We start from the raw sequence: 16,407 nt of genomic DNA, 5'->3' as shown, positions 1-16,407 counted from the left end.
CTTCCCTAGAAAGCGATATTTGAGCCGCCAGTATTTCCCCCCAGACGGTGAAATCTCAAGGTACATGCCGCCGCTGTCGGCAAGGCGGTACGACTTTTCACGGGGAGTGGCTTTGCGAATCGCGACGTCGGTCAACGGCATAAGGCATCTACCTTACAGTGCCAGGGGGCACTTTTCCCGGGGGCATTTGCCAGACTGAAGAAATTCCCCCGGCGGTGCCCCCACATGCCCCCGGATTCAGGCGGGCACCGTTGAACAACATCGGAATAAAAAAACCCGCGAAGCCTTATGCTATCACGGGTTTTCGGATTTCCGAGGATAACCTCGGACGGGTATTTGGTGCCGGCTGCAGGACTCGAACCCGCCACCTGATGATTACAAATCAACTGCTCTACCAGATGAGCTAAGCCGGCGTTGAGCCCGTGATTCTACTTCATTTCACGACCTTGAGGTGCCCTTTGCCACCGCCTTTCGAGCCGTCGTCGGAAGGCGGTCCGTCACCGTCGTCTTTTGTCGCCTGCGCCTGCGTTCCCGCTCCGACGCCGACATCCTCCGGCTCCGCGTCCAACACCTCGGATTCGACGGGTGTGCCACCGGCGGCCCCCACCGCGGGCTCGACCGGGAACGCCATACCCTGCCCATTCTCGCGCGCGTAGATCGCCAGTACGTTGGCTACCTGCACTTCGATCTTGTGCGCCTTGCCCGAGAAGCGCGCACTGAACTCGATCCACTCGTTGCCCATCTGCAGCTGCGTCGTCGCCTCGAAGCTGATGTTGAGCACGATCTCGTCGTTGTGCACGAACTGCCGCGGCACGCGCGTCTGATTGTCGACCCTCACCGCAATGTGCGGCGTGTACCCGTTATCCGTGCACCACTCGTAAAGCGCGCGCAACAGATACGGTTTCGTTGGAATCTCTTGCATCGACTGTCCTCGCCAAGGTGCAACGCTTGCTGCCGAGCTCCCGCCACAAGCGCCGCACCCTGAAATTACATCAGCGGCGCATCACCTTTTCCGACGGCGTCAGCGCTTCGATATACGCCGGCCGGCTGAAAATGCGCTCAGCGTACTTCATGAGCGGCGCGGCATTCTTCGAAAGCTCGATACCGTAATGGTCCAGACGCCAGAGCAGCGGAGCGATCGCCACGTCGAGCATCGAAAACTCTTCGCCCAACATGTACTTGTTCTTCAGGAAAATCGGGGCCAGTTGCGTCAGACGATCGCGAATCGCGAGACGCGCCTTCTCGTGATTCTTTTCCGCGGCCTTGCCCTTCTCGTTCTCGAGCGTGCCCACGTGCACGAACAACTCCTTCTCGAAATTGAGCAGGAACAGGCGTGCGCGCGCGCGCTGCACCGGATCGGCCGGCATCAGCTGCGGGTGGGGAAAGCGCTCGTCGATGTATTCGTTGATGATGTTCGACTCGTACAGAATCAGGTCGCGCTCGACCAGGATCGGCACTTGCCCATACGGATTCATCACCGCAATGTCTTCCGGCTTGTTGAAGAGGTCGACGTCGCGGATCTCGAAGTCCATCCCCTTTTCGAACAGCACCAGCCGGCAACGCTGGGAAAACGGGCAAGTTGTGCCGGAATACAGAACCATCATGTCTAAAATTTCCTCAAAAAGCTGAAGGGCCAGCACGCCGAAAAGCCCGCCGAAGCGGGCTTCGAGTCGCGCCGGCCCTCACACCGCCGTCACGGCGTGATTATTTAACGTCCTTCCAGTACGCCGCGTTCAGCCGCCAGGCCAGGAACGTCAGCACGCCCAGGAACAGCAGCACCCATACGCCAAGCTGCCGGCGCCCATGTTGCGTCGGCTCGGACATCCAGGTCATGTAGGCGACAAGGTCGGCCACGGCAGAATCATAATCTACCCGGGACATCGTCCCCGGTTTTGCCTGCGCGAAGCCAACGAACCGATGCTCCTTCTCCCCCGTTTCGGGGTTCAACTCGTCCTCGTATTTCGCCGTCTGCACACCCTGCAACTGCCACAAGACATGCGGCATGCCGACGTTCGGGAACACCATGTTGTTCCATCCCGTCGGCCGCGTTTCGTCCCGGTAGAAGCTGCGCAAATAGGTGTAGAGCCAGTCGCTGCTGCGCGCCCGTGCTTCCACCGACAAATCGGGCGGCGCGACCCCGAACCACGTTTTGGCATCCTCCGGACGCATGGCCACGGTCATCGTGTTACCGATCTTGTCGGTCGTAAAGAGCAGATTCTGCTCGATCTCCTTTTGCGAAAGGCCAAGCTGCGTCAGCGCGCTGTAGCGCATGAGGCTCGCACTGTGGCAGCTCAAGCAGTAGTTTACAAACAATTGCGCGCCATGTTGCAACGACGCAAGGTTCTCCGTGTTGTCGGGCGCACGATCGAGCCGAAATCCCTCTTCCTGCGCCCAAGCCCCGGGGGCCACGAGCATGCCGGCGGCCAGCGTGACTACCACCGCGCCAATGCGGGCAAGCTTCGAAAGCAATGTCTTCATATCGTCTTGTCCTCGCTCGCGATTAATGGGGCTTGAACCGAACACGCTCCGGCGGCTCCTTGAACCTGCCGCGCGGCGTCCAGAACGGCATGCCGAGGAAGAACGCGAAGTAGATCAGCGCGCAGATCTGAGCGATCAACGTCGCGGCCGGCGACGGCGGCTTGGTGCCCAGATAAGCGAGGGTCAGGAACGCAAGCACGAAGATTCCGTAGAAAACCTTGTGGAACAACGGCCGGTAGCGGATCGACTTCACGGGGCTGCGGTCGAGCCACGGCAAAAAGCAAAGCGACACCACCGCGGAGCCCATCACGACGACACCCCAGAACTTCGATTGGGTCAGGTACATCGCGACGATCACGAGCACGGCCAGGACCGGCAGACCGATCTTCCACTTGCCTCGCGCCCGCACGAGCGCAAGGAGCCCAAGCAGCCCGATCACGACCATCAGCACGATCTTGAACGGGTCGGTCGTGGCACGCAGCATCGCGTAAAAGGCCGTGAAGTACCACACAGGCGCGATCTCGGGCGGCGTTTGCAGCGGATTGGCCGGAACGAAGTTGTTCTGCTCGAGGAAGTACCCGCCCATCTCCGGTGCGAAGAAGATGATCGCGGCGAATACCATCAGGAACACGCACACGCCCATGAAATCATGGACCGAGTAGTACGGATGGAACGGAATGCCATCGAGCGGGCGACCGTGCGGATCTTTCTTGGCCTTGATTTCAATGCCGTCGGGGTTGTTCGAGCCGACTTCGTGCAGCGCGACGATATGCACGAACACGAGCCCGATCAGCACGAGCGGAATCGCGATTACGTGAAACGCGAAAAAGCGGTTCAGCGTGACGTCGGACACGACATAGTCGCCTCGAATCCACAGCGAAAGGTCAGGGCCGACGAACGGGATCGCCGAAAACAGGTTCACGATCACCTGGGCGCCCCAGTACGACATTTGCCCCCATGGCAGCAGATAGCCGAAAAACGCCTCGGCCATGAGACACAGGAAGATCGCGCAACCGAAGATCCAGACGAGTTCGCGCGGCTTGCGATACGAACCGTAAAGCAGCCCGCGGAACATGTGCAGATAGACGACGACGAAGAACATCGACGCGCCCGTGGAGTGCATGTAGCGAATGAGCCAGCCCCACGGCACCTCGCGCATGATGTACTCGACCGAGGCGAACGCGAGCGTCGAATCGGGCTTGTAGTTCATCGTGAGGAAGATGCCCGTCACGATCTGGTTCACGAGCACGAGCAACGCCAGCGAGCCGAAGAAGTACCAGAAGTTGAAGTTCTTCGGTGCGTAGTACTCGGAAAGATGGGCCTTCCAGGTGGACGTCATCGGGAAGCGGCGATCGATCCAGCCGGCAAGACCCGTCGTCGTTACGGCTTCTTTTTCGGTCGTCGCCATTACGCTTCTCCTTTTTCGTCCTTGCCGATCACGATCGTGGTCGCCGACGTGAACATGTAGGGGGGAACGTCGAGGTTCTGCGGTGCGGGCTTGTTCTTGAAGACCCGGCCCGCCAGATCATACGTCGACCCGTGGCAGGGGCAGAGAAAGCCACCGGGCCAGTCGCCGGGCAGGTTCGGCTGGGGTCCCGGAGTGAACCGCGGCGTCGGCGTACAGCCCAGGTGCGTGCACACGGCCACGAGGACGAGAATGTTCTTGTGATCGGGGCGCGAACGGTATTCGTTCTGGCAGTACGCCGGTTCGGGCATCGAAAACGGATGTTTCGTGTTCGGATCGGCCACTTCGTTGTCGGCCTTCACCACGTCGGCCAGCATGGCGTCCGTCCGATTGATGATCCACACGGGCTTGCCGCGCCAGGCAACGGTCTTCATTTCGCCCGGCTTCAAATCGCCGATATCGACCTCGACCGGTGCGCCGGCGGCCTTGGCCTTTTCAGAGGGTTCCAACGAGCTTGCAAACGGTATGACAGCGGCTACGCCTCCAATGCCGCCTGCTACGGACGTCGCAATCAGCCAGGTACGGCGGCTGCCGTCGACGCGTTCCTCTTCTTTATCTCGCATTACACGCCCCACTTCTGAGTTGGATTTCCGTCACGCTTTTTGCCACCGCCCGCTAGTTTGCGGGAATGGAGTCGTCATTTACAAGACCTGTCCGCCAAAAACCATGCGAACCGCTTGATCCGTAAGGGTTTTCCCGAGACACCAGCAGCTCCTCGGGCCGGTAAACGATGCCTCCTTCAAGCATTTCGCGTATCGGGCCGATCGTGCAACGCAGCGCAATTCCAATAATCAGACGGGATTATCGATATCGATAAAGAGGTGTTCGATATCGAACTGCTCGGACAGATGGGCGCCGAGCGCCTGCACTCCGAAGCGTTCCGTCGCATGGTGCCCCGCCGCAAGAAACGCGACGCCGCTCTCGGCAGCGATATGCGTCGTCGGCTCGGAAATCTCGCCCGTCAGAAAGACATCGGCGCCGGCGTCGATGGCGGCCTCGAAATAGCTCTGCGCGGCCCCCGTGCACCAGGCGATGCGGCGCAACTCGCGCTCGGGGTCCCCCAGCACGAGCGGCGTACGGCCGAGCGTATGCTCGACTTGTGCCGTGAAGTGAGCGAGCGTGATCGGCATCGGCAGCGTGGCCATCCAGCCGAGATCGTCGGCGCCGAAGTGCGCATCGGCAATCAGACCCATGCGCGCACCGAGCTGCGCGTTATTGCCGTACTCGGGATGCGCATCGAGCGGCAGGTGAAACGCGAAAAGATTCATGTCGCCAGCGATGAGGGCCTTCAGGCGCCGATATTTGCGCCCGACGATCTGCGGCATTTCGTTGCGCCAGAAGTAGCCGTGATGCACGAGCAATGCGTCGGCCCCCCACTCGCGCGCAGCTTCGACGAATGCGAGCGACGCCGTGACACCGGTAGCGATCTTCTCGATGCGCCGGCGCCCCTCGACTTGCAGCCCATTGGGGCAATAGTCCTTGAAGCGTGCCGTGCCGAGCATATCGTTCAAGTACAATTCAAGTTCGATCCGATCCATAGAATCCTCTAATCTTCAAATGCTTAGACGCTTTTGGCTGTTCTTTGCCCAAGCGGTCACGGTGCTGCTCGCGCTGATGTTCATCGTCGTGACGCTCAAGCCGCAATGGCTGCAGCGGCAAGGACAGCTCGGCAAGCAACTGGCCTCGCCCATCGTGGCGCTGCGCGAAGTCGCGCCGGGTACAGGCTCGACACCGACGGTCACGTCGTATGCCGATGCCGCGCAAAGGGCGATGCCGGCCGTCGTCAACGTATTTTCGGGCAAAGCCGGATCGTTGCCGCCCAACCCGCAGGCCAACGACCCATTGTTCCGCTACTTCTTCGGCAATCCGAAAGGGGGCAAGGAACCGCCCCAGGATGAGCCGGCAACGAACCTCGGATCGGGCGTCATCGTCAGCTCGGAAGGCTACATTCTAACGAACCAACATGTCGTCGACGGCGCGGACCAGATCGAAATCGCCCTGGCCGACGGCCGCCGCACCAATGCGAAAGTGGTGGGCGTCGATCCCGAAACGGACCTCGCGGTGCTCAAAATCGGCATGACGAATCTGCCGACGATCACGCTCGGGCGGATCGACGAGGCGCGCGTAGGCGATGTGGTGCTTGCAATCGGCAACCCGTTCGGCGTCGGTCAAACGGTGACGATGGGCATCATCAGCGCACTCGGGCGCAATCACCTCGGCATCAATACGTTCGAAAACTTCATTCAGACCGATGCGCCCATCAACCCGGGCAACTCGGGCGGCGCACTCGTCGATGCCCGCGGCAACCTGCTCGGCATCAATACGGCCATCTACTCGCGCTCCGGAGGCTCGCTCGGCATCGGCTTCGCCATCCCCGTCTCCACAGCCAGGAGCGTGCTGGAAAGCATCATTACGACGGGCTCGGTCACGCGCGGCTGGATCGGCGTCGAGCCGCAGGATGTGACACCGGCGATCGCCGAATCGTTCGGGCTCCAGCAAAAGGGCACGATCGTCGCCGGCGTGCTGCAAGGCGGTCCCGCCGACAAGGCCGGCATCAAGCCCGGCGATGTGCTGCTCGACGTCAATGGTCAGGAAATCACCGACACGACACGGCTTCTGAACGTCATCGCGCAAATCAAGCCCGGCACCGATGCCAAGATCCGTCTGATGCGCAAGAACAAGGAGATGCAGGTCGACGTCATGATCGGCAAGCGCCCGCCTCCGCCGAAAGGCAGCAGCGACGACAGCCAACAAGACGAGTGACGGGAGTGACGGAAAGGGCCAGGGCCGGGGCCCGTTTGCGCCGCGGCTGGCTCGACTTCAGCCGCCCGCGGGCTTTCAGCTAGCGGCGTTCTCGCCGTCCGCTACCGGTGGCGCCTTGCCCACGAGGAGCCGCGCCGCAATGATCCCAGCCTCATAGAGCACGATGAGCGGCACGGCCAGGATCAGCTGCGAGAACACGTCGGGCGGGGTGACGACGGCCGACACCACGAATGCGCCAACGATCACGTAAGGGCGGATTTCCCTGAGCTTTTTCACCGTCAGCAAACCCATGCGCACGAGCAGCACGACCACGATCGGCACCTCGAAGGTCACGCCGAACGCAAGAAACATCGTCAGCACGAAGCTCAGATAGTTGTCGATGTCGGTCGACATCTCCGCGCCGAGCGGGGCGTTGTAATGCGCCATGACACGGAAAATCGTCGGGAACACGACGAAGTAGGCGAACGCCATGCCACAGAGAAAAAGCGAATAGCTGCTGCCGATGAGTGGCGCGATGAGCCGCTTTTCGTGCTGATAGAGGCCGGGCGCAACGAAAGCCCAGATCTGATAGAGCACGACCGGCAACGCTATGACGAATGCAACGAGCATCGTCACCTTCATCGGCACGAAAAACGAGCCCGTGACGTCGGTGACGATCATCTTGCCGCCGCTCGGCAGGTTTTGCATCAGCGGCCGGGCCAGCAGCCGGAAAATATCGGGGGCCCAATAGACGAGCGCAACGAATACGACGATGACGGAGATGCCGGCCCGGATGATGCGGTCGCGCAGTTCGACGAGATGCGAGATGAACGTCTCTTGCGAATTGTCGCCCTGCTCCGGGTCGTGGTCCTGGTTCTGTTTCGGGTCGCTCACGCCGGCCCTCGTTGGAAATTCGAAAAGCGTGGCATCGCACGCTCGAAGACGGGAAGCGTCAAGGGCATGCCCATCCGGTCAGAGAAAGCGCCGCGGCCGGCGCAGGCTGGCTGGCGTATGGCGCGCGACGCGCGCCGCCCCGGAGAGCACATGCGTGCGCCGTCCCGTCGCCCGTTTGTACCAAGTGGGCGTCGTCAAACGCTTCGCCCGCCAGTTGCGGCGTTTTTCGGCGAGCGCCGGGCCGCGCGACCACGTGGACACCCCACTGTCGGAGCCGTCCGACGCCCCGCCACCGCCGGCGATGCTCGGCGAAACGCTCGTGCCGGCCTGCCAGGCCTCGTTGAGCTCGGCTTCGTGGCGCCGGACGTTTTCGTGAATCGTGTTTTCGACGTTGTGCGCGGCGGCTTCGAACTCGCTCTTCATGCGGCGCAATTCGTCGAGCTCGATTTCGCGCGTAACTTCGGCTTTGACGTCGTTGATATAGCGCTGTGCGCGACCGAACAGCGCCCCGGCGGTACGCGCCACACGGGGCAGCCGCTCGGGGCCGAGCACGACCAGCGCGACCACGCCGATCAGCGCCATTTTGGTGAGACCGAGGTCGAGCATGGTTGTCGTTCTATCCCGGCAGGCCTCGCAGCGTCACTCCGCGCATCAGCGGTAGTCGCCCGAACGGGTTTTTTCCTTCGCCTCGACGTCGACCGTGCGCGCGGTCGGCAACTCGGGATGCTCGCCGCCATTCGCAGCCGGGCCCGGTGTCTCGTGTTCCTTCATGCCCTCTTTGAAACCCTTCACGGCACTGCCCAAATCGCTGCCGATATTGCGCAGCTTTTTCGTGCCGAAAACCAGCGCCACGATCAGCAGCACGATCAGCCAATGCCAAACGCTAAACGAACCCATGAAAATCTCCAGAACCCCGCCGCTGCATGGAAATTCATGCCCGGCCAAGCAACATCGGCCTTGCAGCCGCAATCAGCGCGCATGCGCTCCGTCGTCTCTACCCCGCATACCCTTTTGTTCTGCGCAATACACGTTGGACGTCAGCCCATCCGTTGCCACGGACGCGGCCCCGCGAGCAGATGCGCGTGCAGATGATAGACCTCCTGTCCGCCGCCCGGCCCTGTGTTGATGACCGTGCGAAAACCTGTCTCGCCGCCCGTGTACGCGCAGCCGAGCTTATCGGCGAGCTGCGACACCAGAATCATCATTCTACCAAGCAGCGGTGCGTCGCTTTCGACGCAGTGAGACAGCGTATCGATGTGTCGTCTCGGGATGACGAGGATATGCGTTTGCGCCGCGGGGCGGATGTCCTTGAACGCGACGAACTCGTCGTCCTCGTGGACCTTCGTGCTCGGAATTTCGCCGGCGGCGATCTTGCAGAAAAGACAGTTTTCGTGGCTCATGGTCTTCCCGGTTGTTCAATGCGCCGCCTCAGAACCAGGCGCTCGGATCGAGCGGCTTCGTTTCGTAAAGATACAGCCAACCCTTGACGATCCGATAGAGCATCCAGATCGACACGGCCGCCAGAATCGGAAATCCGACTATCGCGAAAACGAGAACGCCGCCGATGATGTAGCCCGCGACACCGAACCAGAAGGTGCGGATCTGCCATCGGAAGTGATCGGCGTACGGCGTGCCCGCCGCATCGCCGCGTTTCAGATAGTCGAGAATGATCGCGACGAGTCCTGACACACCGCCCGTGAACCAGTGCAGCGCATAGAGCCCATAAATGATGTGGGTCAGCGTGCGAATGCTGCGCTCGCGATCGGCATCGATCGTGCCCGTATAAGCCGCCGGGGGCCGTCCGCCTTGCGGGTCATCCATCGTGGCTCTCCTCGCTTCGTCAATGAAGCCGTCGATCGGCCGGCAGCCCGATTCAGCCGCCGTTTTCCTCGCGTTCGCGCCGCTTTCGGAGCGCCTTTTCCTCGATGCCCGACATGCCCTCGCGCCGCTCGAGTTCGGCGATGACGTCCGCCGGGCTCAAGTCGAAATGCGACAGCATGACGAGGCAATGGAACCAGAGGTCCGCCACCTCGCCGACGAGCGCCACACGCGCGCCGCCCTGACGTACGTCCTTGGCGGCGAGAACGACCTCGGTCGCCTCCTCGCCGATCTTCTTGAGCACCGCGTCGTCACCGCGATGAAAAAGCCGCGCGACGTAGGAGCTTTCGGGGTCGCTGCCCTTGCGGCTGTCGATGATCGCGGCAAGCCGGACGAGCGTATCTTCGGTCGAAGGCATCGGTTGGGTGGCCATTATCGATAAATCTGTTCGGGGTCTTTCAGCACCGGATCGACGGCGACCCAGTCGCCCTCGTCGAGGGTGCCTTCGAATTTCTGGAAAAAGCATGAATGCCGGCCGGTATGGCAGGCAATGCCCGATACCTGCTCGACCTTCAGAAGCACCACGTCCTCGTCGCAATCGAGCCGCACTTCGTGCACACGCTGTACGTGGCCGGACTCCTCGCCTTTGAACCAGAGCCGTTGACGCGAACGCGAGAAGTAAACCGCGCGGCCCGTCTCGATCGTTTTCGCAAGCGCCTCGCGGTTCATCCACGCGAACATCAGCACGTCGTTCGTCGAGACTTCCTGTGCGATGACCGGCACGAGACCGTTCACGTCCCACTGGACTTTGTCGAGCCAGGGTTTGTCGGGTGTAATCATGTTCGTACCGTCTCGATCCTAGAGCCTCACGGCAATGCCCTGCGCGGCCATGAAGCGCTTGGCCTCGCCGACCGTATGCTGGCCGTAGTGGAAGATGCTGGCGGCCAAAACGGCGTCGGCACGGCCTTCGACAACGCCATCGGTCAGGTCTTGCAGCGAGCCCACCCCACCCGACGCAATCACCGGCACCGGCACGGCATCCGAGACAGCGCGCGTCAGCGCCAGGTCGAATCCGCTTTTCGTGCCGTCGCGGTCCATGCTCGTGAGCAGGATCTCGCCCGCACCGAGTTCGGCCATCTTGCGCGCCCACTCGACGGCATCGAGCCCCGTCGCCTTGCGCCCGCCATGCGTGAAGACTTCCCAGCGCGGGGCCTCGTCGGCACCCGAGACGCGCTTTGCGTCGATCGCAACGACGATGCACTGCGCTCCATGCTTATCGGACGCATCGCGCACGAGCTGGGGGTTGGCCACCGCAGAGGAATTCATGCTGACCTTGTCCGCCCCCGCGTTCAGAAGCCGGCGCACGTCCTCCACAGCACGCACGCCGCCGCCCACCGTGAGCGGAATGAACACTTGCGAAGCCACGGCCTCGATGATCGGCAAAATCAGGTCGCGCCCGTCGGACGTGGCGGTGATATCGAGGAACGTCAGTTCGTCGGCGCCTTGTTCGTCGTAGCGGCGCGCGATTTCGACGGGGTCGCCCGCGTCGCGCAGCTCGACGAAATTGACGCCCTTCACGACGCGCCCGGCGGTCACGTCGAGACAAGGGATGATGCGTTTAGCTAGAGCCATGATGTTGCAGGTGCCGCTGCTGATGGGCCGCCCTTTCGCGAAAGCCGGCGGCGCCGTCCTTTCGAGAGCGATGGGTTGCGCGGGTACGGCACGCTCAAGCGTCGTCCGATTCGCGCAAGGTATCGGCGCGCGTTTGCGCCGCGGTGAAATCGAGATCACCCGAATAGATCGCGCGCCCGCAGATGACGCCTTCGATGCCTTCATCCTCGACTTCGCACAGCGAATCGATATCCGCCAGGCTGGACAAACCGCCGCTTGCGATCACCGGGATTTTCACCGCGCGGGCAAGCCGTACCGTCGCATCGATGTTGATGCCCTGGAGCATGCCGTCGCGCCCGATATCGGTGTAGATGATCGATTCGCAACCGTAGTCTTCGAATTTCTGCGCGAGATCGACGACTTCGTGGCCCGTCAACTTGCTCCAGCCGTCGGTGGCGACCTTACCGTCCTTGGCGTCGAGCCCGACGATGATGTGGCCGCCGAATGCGGTGCAGGCGTCTTGCAGGAAACCAGGATTCTTCACGGCCGCAGTGCCGATGATCACATACGAGAGACCGTCGTCGAGGTACCGTTCGATCGTTTCGAGGTCGCGGATGCCGCCGCCCAACTGGACGGGAATCTCGGTACCGACTTCCTCGATGATCGCTCGGATCGCTTCCTCGTTTCGCGGCTTGCCGGCAAATGCGCCGTTCAGATCGACGAGATGCAGCCGCCGCGCACCGCGCTCGACCCAGTGACGGGCCATCGCGGCAGGGTCCTCGGAGAATATCGTCGCCTGGTCCATATCCCCTTGTTTCAGGCGCACGCACTGACCGTCCTTGAGGTCGATGGCGGGAATCAGCAGCATAGCAATCGCGTAAGTCTGGATGGTTGGGTATCGTGGATGCCCGCCGGCGCGCCTGGATACGGGCGCACGGCGAACCGTCTCGCTAGTTTAGTACACTCTTTCGACGCTCAAGCCGTCATTTCGATGCAAAAAGCGCGACATTCAAGGGTTCCAGTGCACGAAGTTGCGATAAACGCGCAGCCCCGATTCGGCGCTCTTTTCGGGGTGAAACTGTGTCGCGAACACGTTGTCGCGGGCCACTGCCGACGCAAACAGCCCGCCGTAGTCCGTTTCCCCCGCCGTATGAGCGCGATTGTCGGGCACGGCATAGTAGCTGTGCACGAAATAAAAATAGCTGCCATCGGGCACGCCGTCCCACAGCGCATGCGGCGCCGCCTGCCGGACGCGGTTCCAGCCCATTTGCGGCACCTTGAAGCGCGAGCCGTCGTCCTGCAGCCGGCCATCGAGCTCGAAGCGCACGACTTTGCCGGGCAGCAGGCCCAGCCCCTTCGTATCGCCTTCCTCGCTCCAGTCGAACAACATCTGCTCGCCGACACACACGCCCATCAAGGGTTTGGTGCGCGCCGCCTCGAGCACCGACTCCTCGAGCCCCGATTCGCGCAACGAGCGCATGCAGTCGCGCATCGCGCCCTGGCCGGGCAGCACGACGCGATCGGCGGTGCGGATGCCTTCGGGCCGATCAACGATCGCCACGTCCGCTTCCGGGGCCGCCTTTTTCAGCGCCTGCTGCACCGAGCGCAGGTTGCCCATACCGTAATCCACAATCGCAATTGACGTCTTCATCTCAAATTAGGCAGTAACGCCTTCAATCCGTCGACGATGAACTCCACCGCCAGCGCCGACAACATCAAACCCATCAACCGCGTGCCGATATTGATACCGGTCTGTCCGATCCAGCGGGCAATCGGCGCCGCGAGCCTCAGCGTTCCGAAGCAGATGACCGCGATGGCCAGGCCGATCGCCACGAGCCCGAGCCGGTCGTACCAATGATGCGCGCTCGCCGCATAGACGATCACCGTACTGATCGAACCCGGCCCCGTCAGCAGCGGGATCGCGAGCGGCACGACCGCGATGCTGTTCTTCGATTCGGCTTCGTCGCGCTCCTCCGCCGTGGCGCGCGCGTTGCCGACCTGCGCGTTGAGCATGCTGATAGCCATCAGCAGCATGATGATGCCGCCGCCGACTTCCAGCGAGCCGACCGAGATGCCGAAGAAGCCGATGATTTGCTGGCCGAGCAGCGTCGTGACGGCAATCACGCAAAACACCGAAATCGAAGCGATGCGAATCGTGCGCCGCCGCTCACCCTCCGAATGTTCGGATGTCAGGCTCAGGAAAAACGGCACGGCGCCGATCGGATTGATCAGCGCCAGCAGCGAAATAAACGATTTGAGAAGATCCATCGGTGTGCGCGGCGCGCGCGCCGGTGAGCCGTCCTCGCTTTAAAGAGTGCCTTTGGTCGACGGGATCTGCCCCGCCGCGCGTTCGTCGAGTTCGACGGCCATGCGCAACGCCCGGCCGAACGCCTTGAAGACCGTTTCCATCTGATGATGCGCGTTCACGCCGCGCAGATTGTCGATATGGAGCGTCACCTTCGCATGATTGACGAAGCCGCGAAAGAATTCGCTCGCCAGATCGACATCGAACGTGCCGATGCGCGCGCGGGTGAATGGCACATGCATGTCCAGCAGCGGCCGCCCCGAGAAGTCGACCACCACGCGCGAGAGCGCCTCGTCGAGCGGTACGTAGGCGTGGCCGTAGCGGCGAATACCCTTTTTATCGCCGACCGCCTGGGCGAAAGCCATGCCGAGCGTGATACCCGTATCTTCCACGGTGTGGTGATCGTCGATATGGAGGTCGCCCTGCGCCTCGACCTCGAGATCGATCAAGCCGTGACGGGCGATCTGGTCGAGCATGTGGTCGAGAAACGGCACGCCGGTAGCGAGCTTTTGCTGACCGGTACCGTCCAAATTGACCTTGACACGGATCTGCGTTTCGCTGGTATTGCGAACGACTTCCGCTACGCGCATGGAAAACCTCGAATCTGACTGCAAAGGGTGTGGGGCGAAATGTGCCGGCCGCCGTACGCCCAGGGCGACGACGGCACGAATTTTCAGTACTTACTTCAATATGAGCTTGAGTGCCGCCAGCATTTGGGCATTCTCTTCGGGCGTACCCACGGTCAAACGCACACAATCGGTCAGCAACGGGTGCATTTTACCCACGTTTTTGATCAAAACCCGCGCGGCCAGCAGCGTTTCGAACACCGCGTCGGCGTCAGGCACCCGCACGAGCAGAAAATTGCCTGCACTCGGGAACACGGTCGTGCCCGGCAACGCTGCGATGGCCTGCGCAAGCGTCTCGCGCTCGGCACGCAACCGGGCGGCCTGGACTTCCAGCACATCCTCGACATGATCGAGCATGAACTCGGCCGCCGCCTGCGTCAGTACATTGATGTTGTACGGCGGGCGAACCTTGTCGAGCTCGTCGAGCCAGGCGGGCGAGCCCACCAGATAGCCGAGCCGGATTCCCGCCAGCCCGAGCTTCGACACGGTGCGCATCACCACGACGTTGTCGAACTGCAGTACGCGCGAAAGCCAGCTTTTCTGGGCGAACGGCTGGTAGGCCTCGTCGATGACGACGAGGCTTTTGGTCGCCGCCGCGATGATCCGCTCGATATCGGCATCCGGGTACAGCGTGCCGGTGGGGTTGTTCGGATAGGCCAGATAGACGATGGCCGGCGCGTGCTCGGCGATCGCGGCCAGCATCGCGTCGGTATCGAGCGTCAGATCGGGCCGGTGCGGCACGCCGACGAATTCGAGCTGCGCGAATTTCGCCGACATCTGGTACATGACGAAGCCGGGCACAGGCGCCAACAGCTTCGCGCCCGGCTTCGCACAGGTGACGGCGATCATGCTGATGATCTCGTCGGAGCCGTTGCCGAGCAGCACGGTGCTGCCCGCGGGCGCACCCATTACCCGCTTCAGTTTTTCGATGAGCGCGGCCGGACGCGGCGCCGGATAGCGATTGAGCGCCACGCCAGCAAGGCGTTCGCCGAGCTCCGTGGCGAGCGCCTCGGGCAGCGTGAACGGATTTTCCATCGCATCGAGCTTGACGAGCCCCGTTGCATCGGGAACGGGATAGCTCGTCATGCCCAGCACGTCGGGGCGGATGATGTCTTGCGGTCGGGTCATTGTCGTCGCTCTCAGCCGGTTTGCTTCATGCGGTACTCGGCGCTCTTGGCATGCGCCGGCAGGCCTTCCCCATACGCGAGTTCCGCCGCGATCTCGCCGAGCGTTTGCGCGCCCTCGGCGCTGACTTCGATCACGCTCGAGCGCTTGAAGAAATCGTAGACGCCGAGCGGTGACGAAAATCTCGCGGTACGCGAGGTCGGGAGCACGTGATTCGGGCCGGCGCAGTAGTCGCCGAGGCTCTCGCTCGTGAAGCGGCCGATGAAGATCGCTCCGGCATGACGGATTTCCTTCGCCCACTGTTGCGCGTCGAGCGCCGAAATCTCGAGGTGCTCCGGCGCGATCCGGTTCGCGATCGAGCAGGCCTCGGCCATGTCGCGCACCTTGACGAGCGCGCCACGGCCCTCGAGCGAACGCTGAATCACATCGCGGCGCGGCATCGTCGGCAGGAGTTCGGCAATCGCCTCCTCCACGCGCGCAATGAATGCTTTGTCCGGGCACAGCAGGATCGACTGTGCGAGCTCGTCGTGCTCGGCCTGCGAGAAAAGATCCATCGCGATCCAGCGGGGATCCGTCGTTCCGTCGCACAGCACGAGGATCTCCGACGGTCCGGCGATCATGTCGATGCCCACCGTGCCGAACACGCGTCGTTTGGCCGACGCCACGTACGCGTTGCCGGGACCGCAGATCTTGTCGACGGCAGGCACCGTCTCCGTTCCGTATGCAAGCGCGCCGATCGCCTGCGCGCCGCCGATTGTGAAGACGCGATCGACTCCGCCCAAGAGCGCAGCCGCCAGTACGAGCGGGTTTTGCACGCCGTCGGGGGTCGGCACGACCATGACGATCTCGCGTACGCCGGCCACGCGCGCCGGTACGGCGTTCATCAGCACGGAGGACGGATAGGCGGCCTTGCCGCCCGGCACATAGATGCCGGCGCGATCGAGCGGCGTGACTTTCTGACCGAGCACCGTGCCGTCGGCTTCCGTGTATTGCCAGCTATGGCTGCCGCATTCGATCTTCTGCTTCTCGTGGTAGGCGCGCACACGCGCGGCCGCCGCTTCGAGCGCGGCACGCTGTTTCGGCTGAAGGCCCTCCAGCGCCGCTTCGAGCGCGGCAGGGGGCAGCTCCAACGCTGCCACGCTGGTGGCGCCGAGCCGATCGAAGCGGTTGGTGTACTCGAGCACGGCTTCATCGCCGCGCGCTTTCACGTCGGCGAGAATCTGTGCAACAGAGCGCTCGATCGCTTCATCCTCGCTCGCCTCGAAGGCGAGCACCGCCGCGAGCGTCGCGTCGAAATCGGCGGCGCTCGAATCGAGTTTGCGAATCTTCAAAGACATGCTGGT

At 62.4% G+C, this 16,407-nt stretch carries 22 protein-coding genes and 1 tRNA gene; 1 reads left to right on the top strand and 22 read right to left on the bottom strand.

The window, feature by feature from the left end:
* The 8 genes from VGL01_RS07425 to VGL01_RS07390 form a co-directional block, all read right to left on the bottom strand.
* Positions 1–141: Arm DNA-binding domain-containing protein (locus tag VGL01_RS07425; protein WP_331568216.1), on the bottom strand; the 141-nt coding region annotated here is incomplete at its 3' end.
* 196 nt (positions 142–337) lie between these two features.
* A tRNA-Thr gene (locus VGL01_RS07420) sits at positions 338–413 on the bottom strand.
* Positions 414–433: 20 nt separating this feature from the next.
* On the bottom strand, positions 434–922 hold the full coding sequence (locus VGL01_RS07415) for a ClpXP protease specificity-enhancing factor (protein ID WP_331568211.1): 489 nt from the start codon (positions 920–922) through the stop codon (positions 434–436).
* 70 nt (positions 923–992) lie between these two features.
* A complete protein-coding gene (locus VGL01_RS07410) occupies positions 993–1,604 on the bottom strand; it encodes a glutathione S-transferase N-terminal domain-containing protein (protein WP_006052302.1) in 612 nt (203 codons plus the stop codon).
* Positions 1,605–1,704: 100 nt separating this feature from the next.
* On the bottom strand, positions 1,705–2,478 hold the full coding sequence (locus VGL01_RS07405; protein WP_331568210.1) for a cytochrome c1: 774 nt from the start codon (positions 2,476–2,478) through the stop codon (positions 1,705–1,707).
* A gap of 22 nt (positions 2,479–2,500) precedes the next feature.
* Entirely contained in the window at positions 2,501–3,886 is a 1,386-nt protein-coding gene (locus VGL01_RS07400; protein ID WP_331568209.1) for a cytochrome bc complex cytochrome b subunit, read from the bottom strand.
* On the bottom strand, positions 3,886–4,506 hold the full coding sequence (gene petA, locus VGL01_RS07395; protein WP_331568208.1) for a ubiquinol-cytochrome c reductase iron-sulfur subunit: 621 nt from the start codon (positions 4,504–4,506) through the stop codon (positions 3,886–3,888). Before petA ends, VGL01_RS07400 begins: the two co-directional genes overlap by 1 nt.
* Positions 4,507–4,734: 228 nt before the next feature.
* Positions 4,735–5,481, bottom strand: coding sequence for a Nif3-like dinuclear metal center hexameric protein (locus VGL01_RS07390; protein WP_331568207.1), 747 nt, complete (start codon positions 5,479–5,481; stop codon positions 4,735–4,737).
* Between the two features lie 19 nt (positions 5,482–5,500).
* Between VGL01_RS07390 and VGL01_RS07385 the strand changes: the two genes are divergently transcribed.
* Positions 5,501–6,706 (top strand): Do family serine endopeptidase, encoded by a 1,206-nt coding sequence (locus VGL01_RS07385; RefSeq protein WP_331568206.1) that lies wholly within the window; start codon positions 5,501–5,503, stop codon positions 6,704–6,706.
* Between the two features lie 75 nt (positions 6,707–6,781).
* Here the strand turns inward: VGL01_RS07385 and tatC are convergent, their stop codons facing one another.
* The 14 genes from tatC to hisD form a co-directional block, all read right to left on the bottom strand.
* Positions 6,782–7,579, bottom strand: coding sequence for a twin-arginine translocase subunit TatC (tatC, locus tag VGL01_RS07380; RefSeq protein ID WP_331568205.1), 798 nt, complete (start codon positions 7,577–7,579; stop codon positions 6,782–6,784).
* 78 nt (positions 7,580–7,657) lie between these two features.
* Complete coding sequence (gene tatB / locus VGL01_RS07375; protein WP_331568204.1) at positions 7,658–8,185, bottom strand: Sec-independent protein translocase protein TatB; 528 nt, start codon at positions 8,183–8,185, stop codon at positions 7,658–7,660.
* A gap of 45 nt (positions 8,186–8,230) precedes the next feature.
* Positions 8,231–8,476 carry a Sec-independent protein translocase subunit TatA gene (tatA, locus tag VGL01_RS07370; protein WP_331568203.1) on the bottom strand — a complete coding sequence of 82 codons (246 nt, stop codon included), beginning with the start codon at positions 8,474–8,476 and terminating at the stop codon, positions 8,231–8,233.
* 140 nt (positions 8,477–8,616) lie between these two features.
* A complete protein-coding gene (locus tag VGL01_RS07365) occupies positions 8,617–8,979 on the bottom strand; it encodes a histidine triad nucleotide-binding protein (protein WP_331568202.1) in 363 nt (120 codons plus the stop codon).
* Positions 8,980–9,007: 28 nt separating this feature from the next.
* Entirely contained in the window at positions 9,008–9,400 is a 393-nt protein-coding gene (locus VGL01_RS07360; protein WP_331568201.1) for a hypothetical protein, read from the bottom strand.
* Between the two features lie 52 nt (positions 9,401–9,452).
* Positions 9,453–9,815, bottom strand: a complete 363-nt coding sequence (locus VGL01_RS07355; protein WP_331568200.1) for a phosphoribosyl-ATP diphosphatase — start codon at positions 9,813–9,815, stop codon at positions 9,453–9,455.
* Between the two features lie 14 nt (positions 9,816–9,829).
* Positions 9,830–10,237, bottom strand: a complete 408-nt coding sequence (gene hisI, locus VGL01_RS07350; protein ID WP_331568199.1) for a phosphoribosyl-AMP cyclohydrolase — start codon at positions 10,235–10,237, stop codon at positions 9,830–9,832.
* Between the two features lie 18 nt (positions 10,238–10,255).
* Positions 10,256–11,029, bottom strand: a complete 774-nt coding sequence (gene hisF, locus VGL01_RS07345; protein ID WP_331568198.1) for an imidazole glycerol phosphate synthase subunit HisF — start codon at positions 11,027–11,029, stop codon at positions 10,256–10,258.
* Between the two features lie 94 nt (positions 11,030–11,123).
* Entirely contained in the window at positions 11,124–11,876 is a 753-nt protein-coding gene (hisA, locus tag VGL01_RS07340; protein WP_331568197.1) for a 1-(5-phosphoribosyl)-5-[(5-phosphoribosylamino)methylideneamino]imidazole-4-carboxamide isomerase, read from the bottom strand.
* Between the two features lie 141 nt (positions 11,877–12,017).
* A complete protein-coding gene (hisH, locus tag VGL01_RS07335; protein ID WP_331568196.1) occupies positions 12,018–12,659 on the bottom strand; it encodes an imidazole glycerol phosphate synthase subunit HisH in 642 nt (213 codons plus the stop codon).
* The gene (locus VGL01_RS07330; RefSeq protein WP_331568195.1) at positions 12,656–13,276 is read right to left on the bottom strand and encodes a MarC family protein; all 621 of its coding nucleotides are present in this window, start codon (positions 13,274–13,276) and stop codon (positions 12,656–12,658) included. The genes hisH and VGL01_RS07330 overlap by 4 nt, the downstream gene beginning before the upstream one ends.
* Positions 13,277–13,315: 39 nt before the next feature.
* On the bottom strand, positions 13,316–13,903 hold the full coding sequence (hisB, locus tag VGL01_RS07325; RefSeq protein WP_331568194.1) for an imidazoleglycerol-phosphate dehydratase HisB: 588 nt from the start codon (positions 13,901–13,903) through the stop codon (positions 13,316–13,318).
* 90 nt (positions 13,904–13,993) lie between these two features.
* On the bottom strand, positions 13,994–15,067 hold the full coding sequence (gene hisC, locus VGL01_RS07320) for a histidinol-phosphate transaminase (RefSeq protein WP_331568193.1): 1,074 nt from the start codon (positions 15,065–15,067) through the stop codon (positions 13,994–13,996).
* An 11-nt stretch (positions 15,068–15,078) separates the two neighbouring features.
* Positions 15,079–16,401 carry a histidinol dehydrogenase gene (gene hisD, locus VGL01_RS07315; RefSeq protein ID WP_331568192.1) on the bottom strand — a complete coding sequence of 441 codons (1,323 nt, stop codon included), beginning with the start codon at positions 16,399–16,401 and terminating at the stop codon, positions 15,079–15,081.
* Positions 16,402–16,407: the final 6 nt, after the last annotated feature.

Origin of the sequence: Trinickia sp. (assembly GCF_036503415.1) — a bacterium.
Taxonomy (GTDB): domain Bacteria; phylum Pseudomonadota; class Gammaproteobacteria; order Burkholderiales; family Burkholderiaceae; genus Trinickia.
The sequence above is the reverse complement of the archived record's forward strand: the minus strand, read 5'-3'. Positions and strand labels throughout refer to the sequence as shown.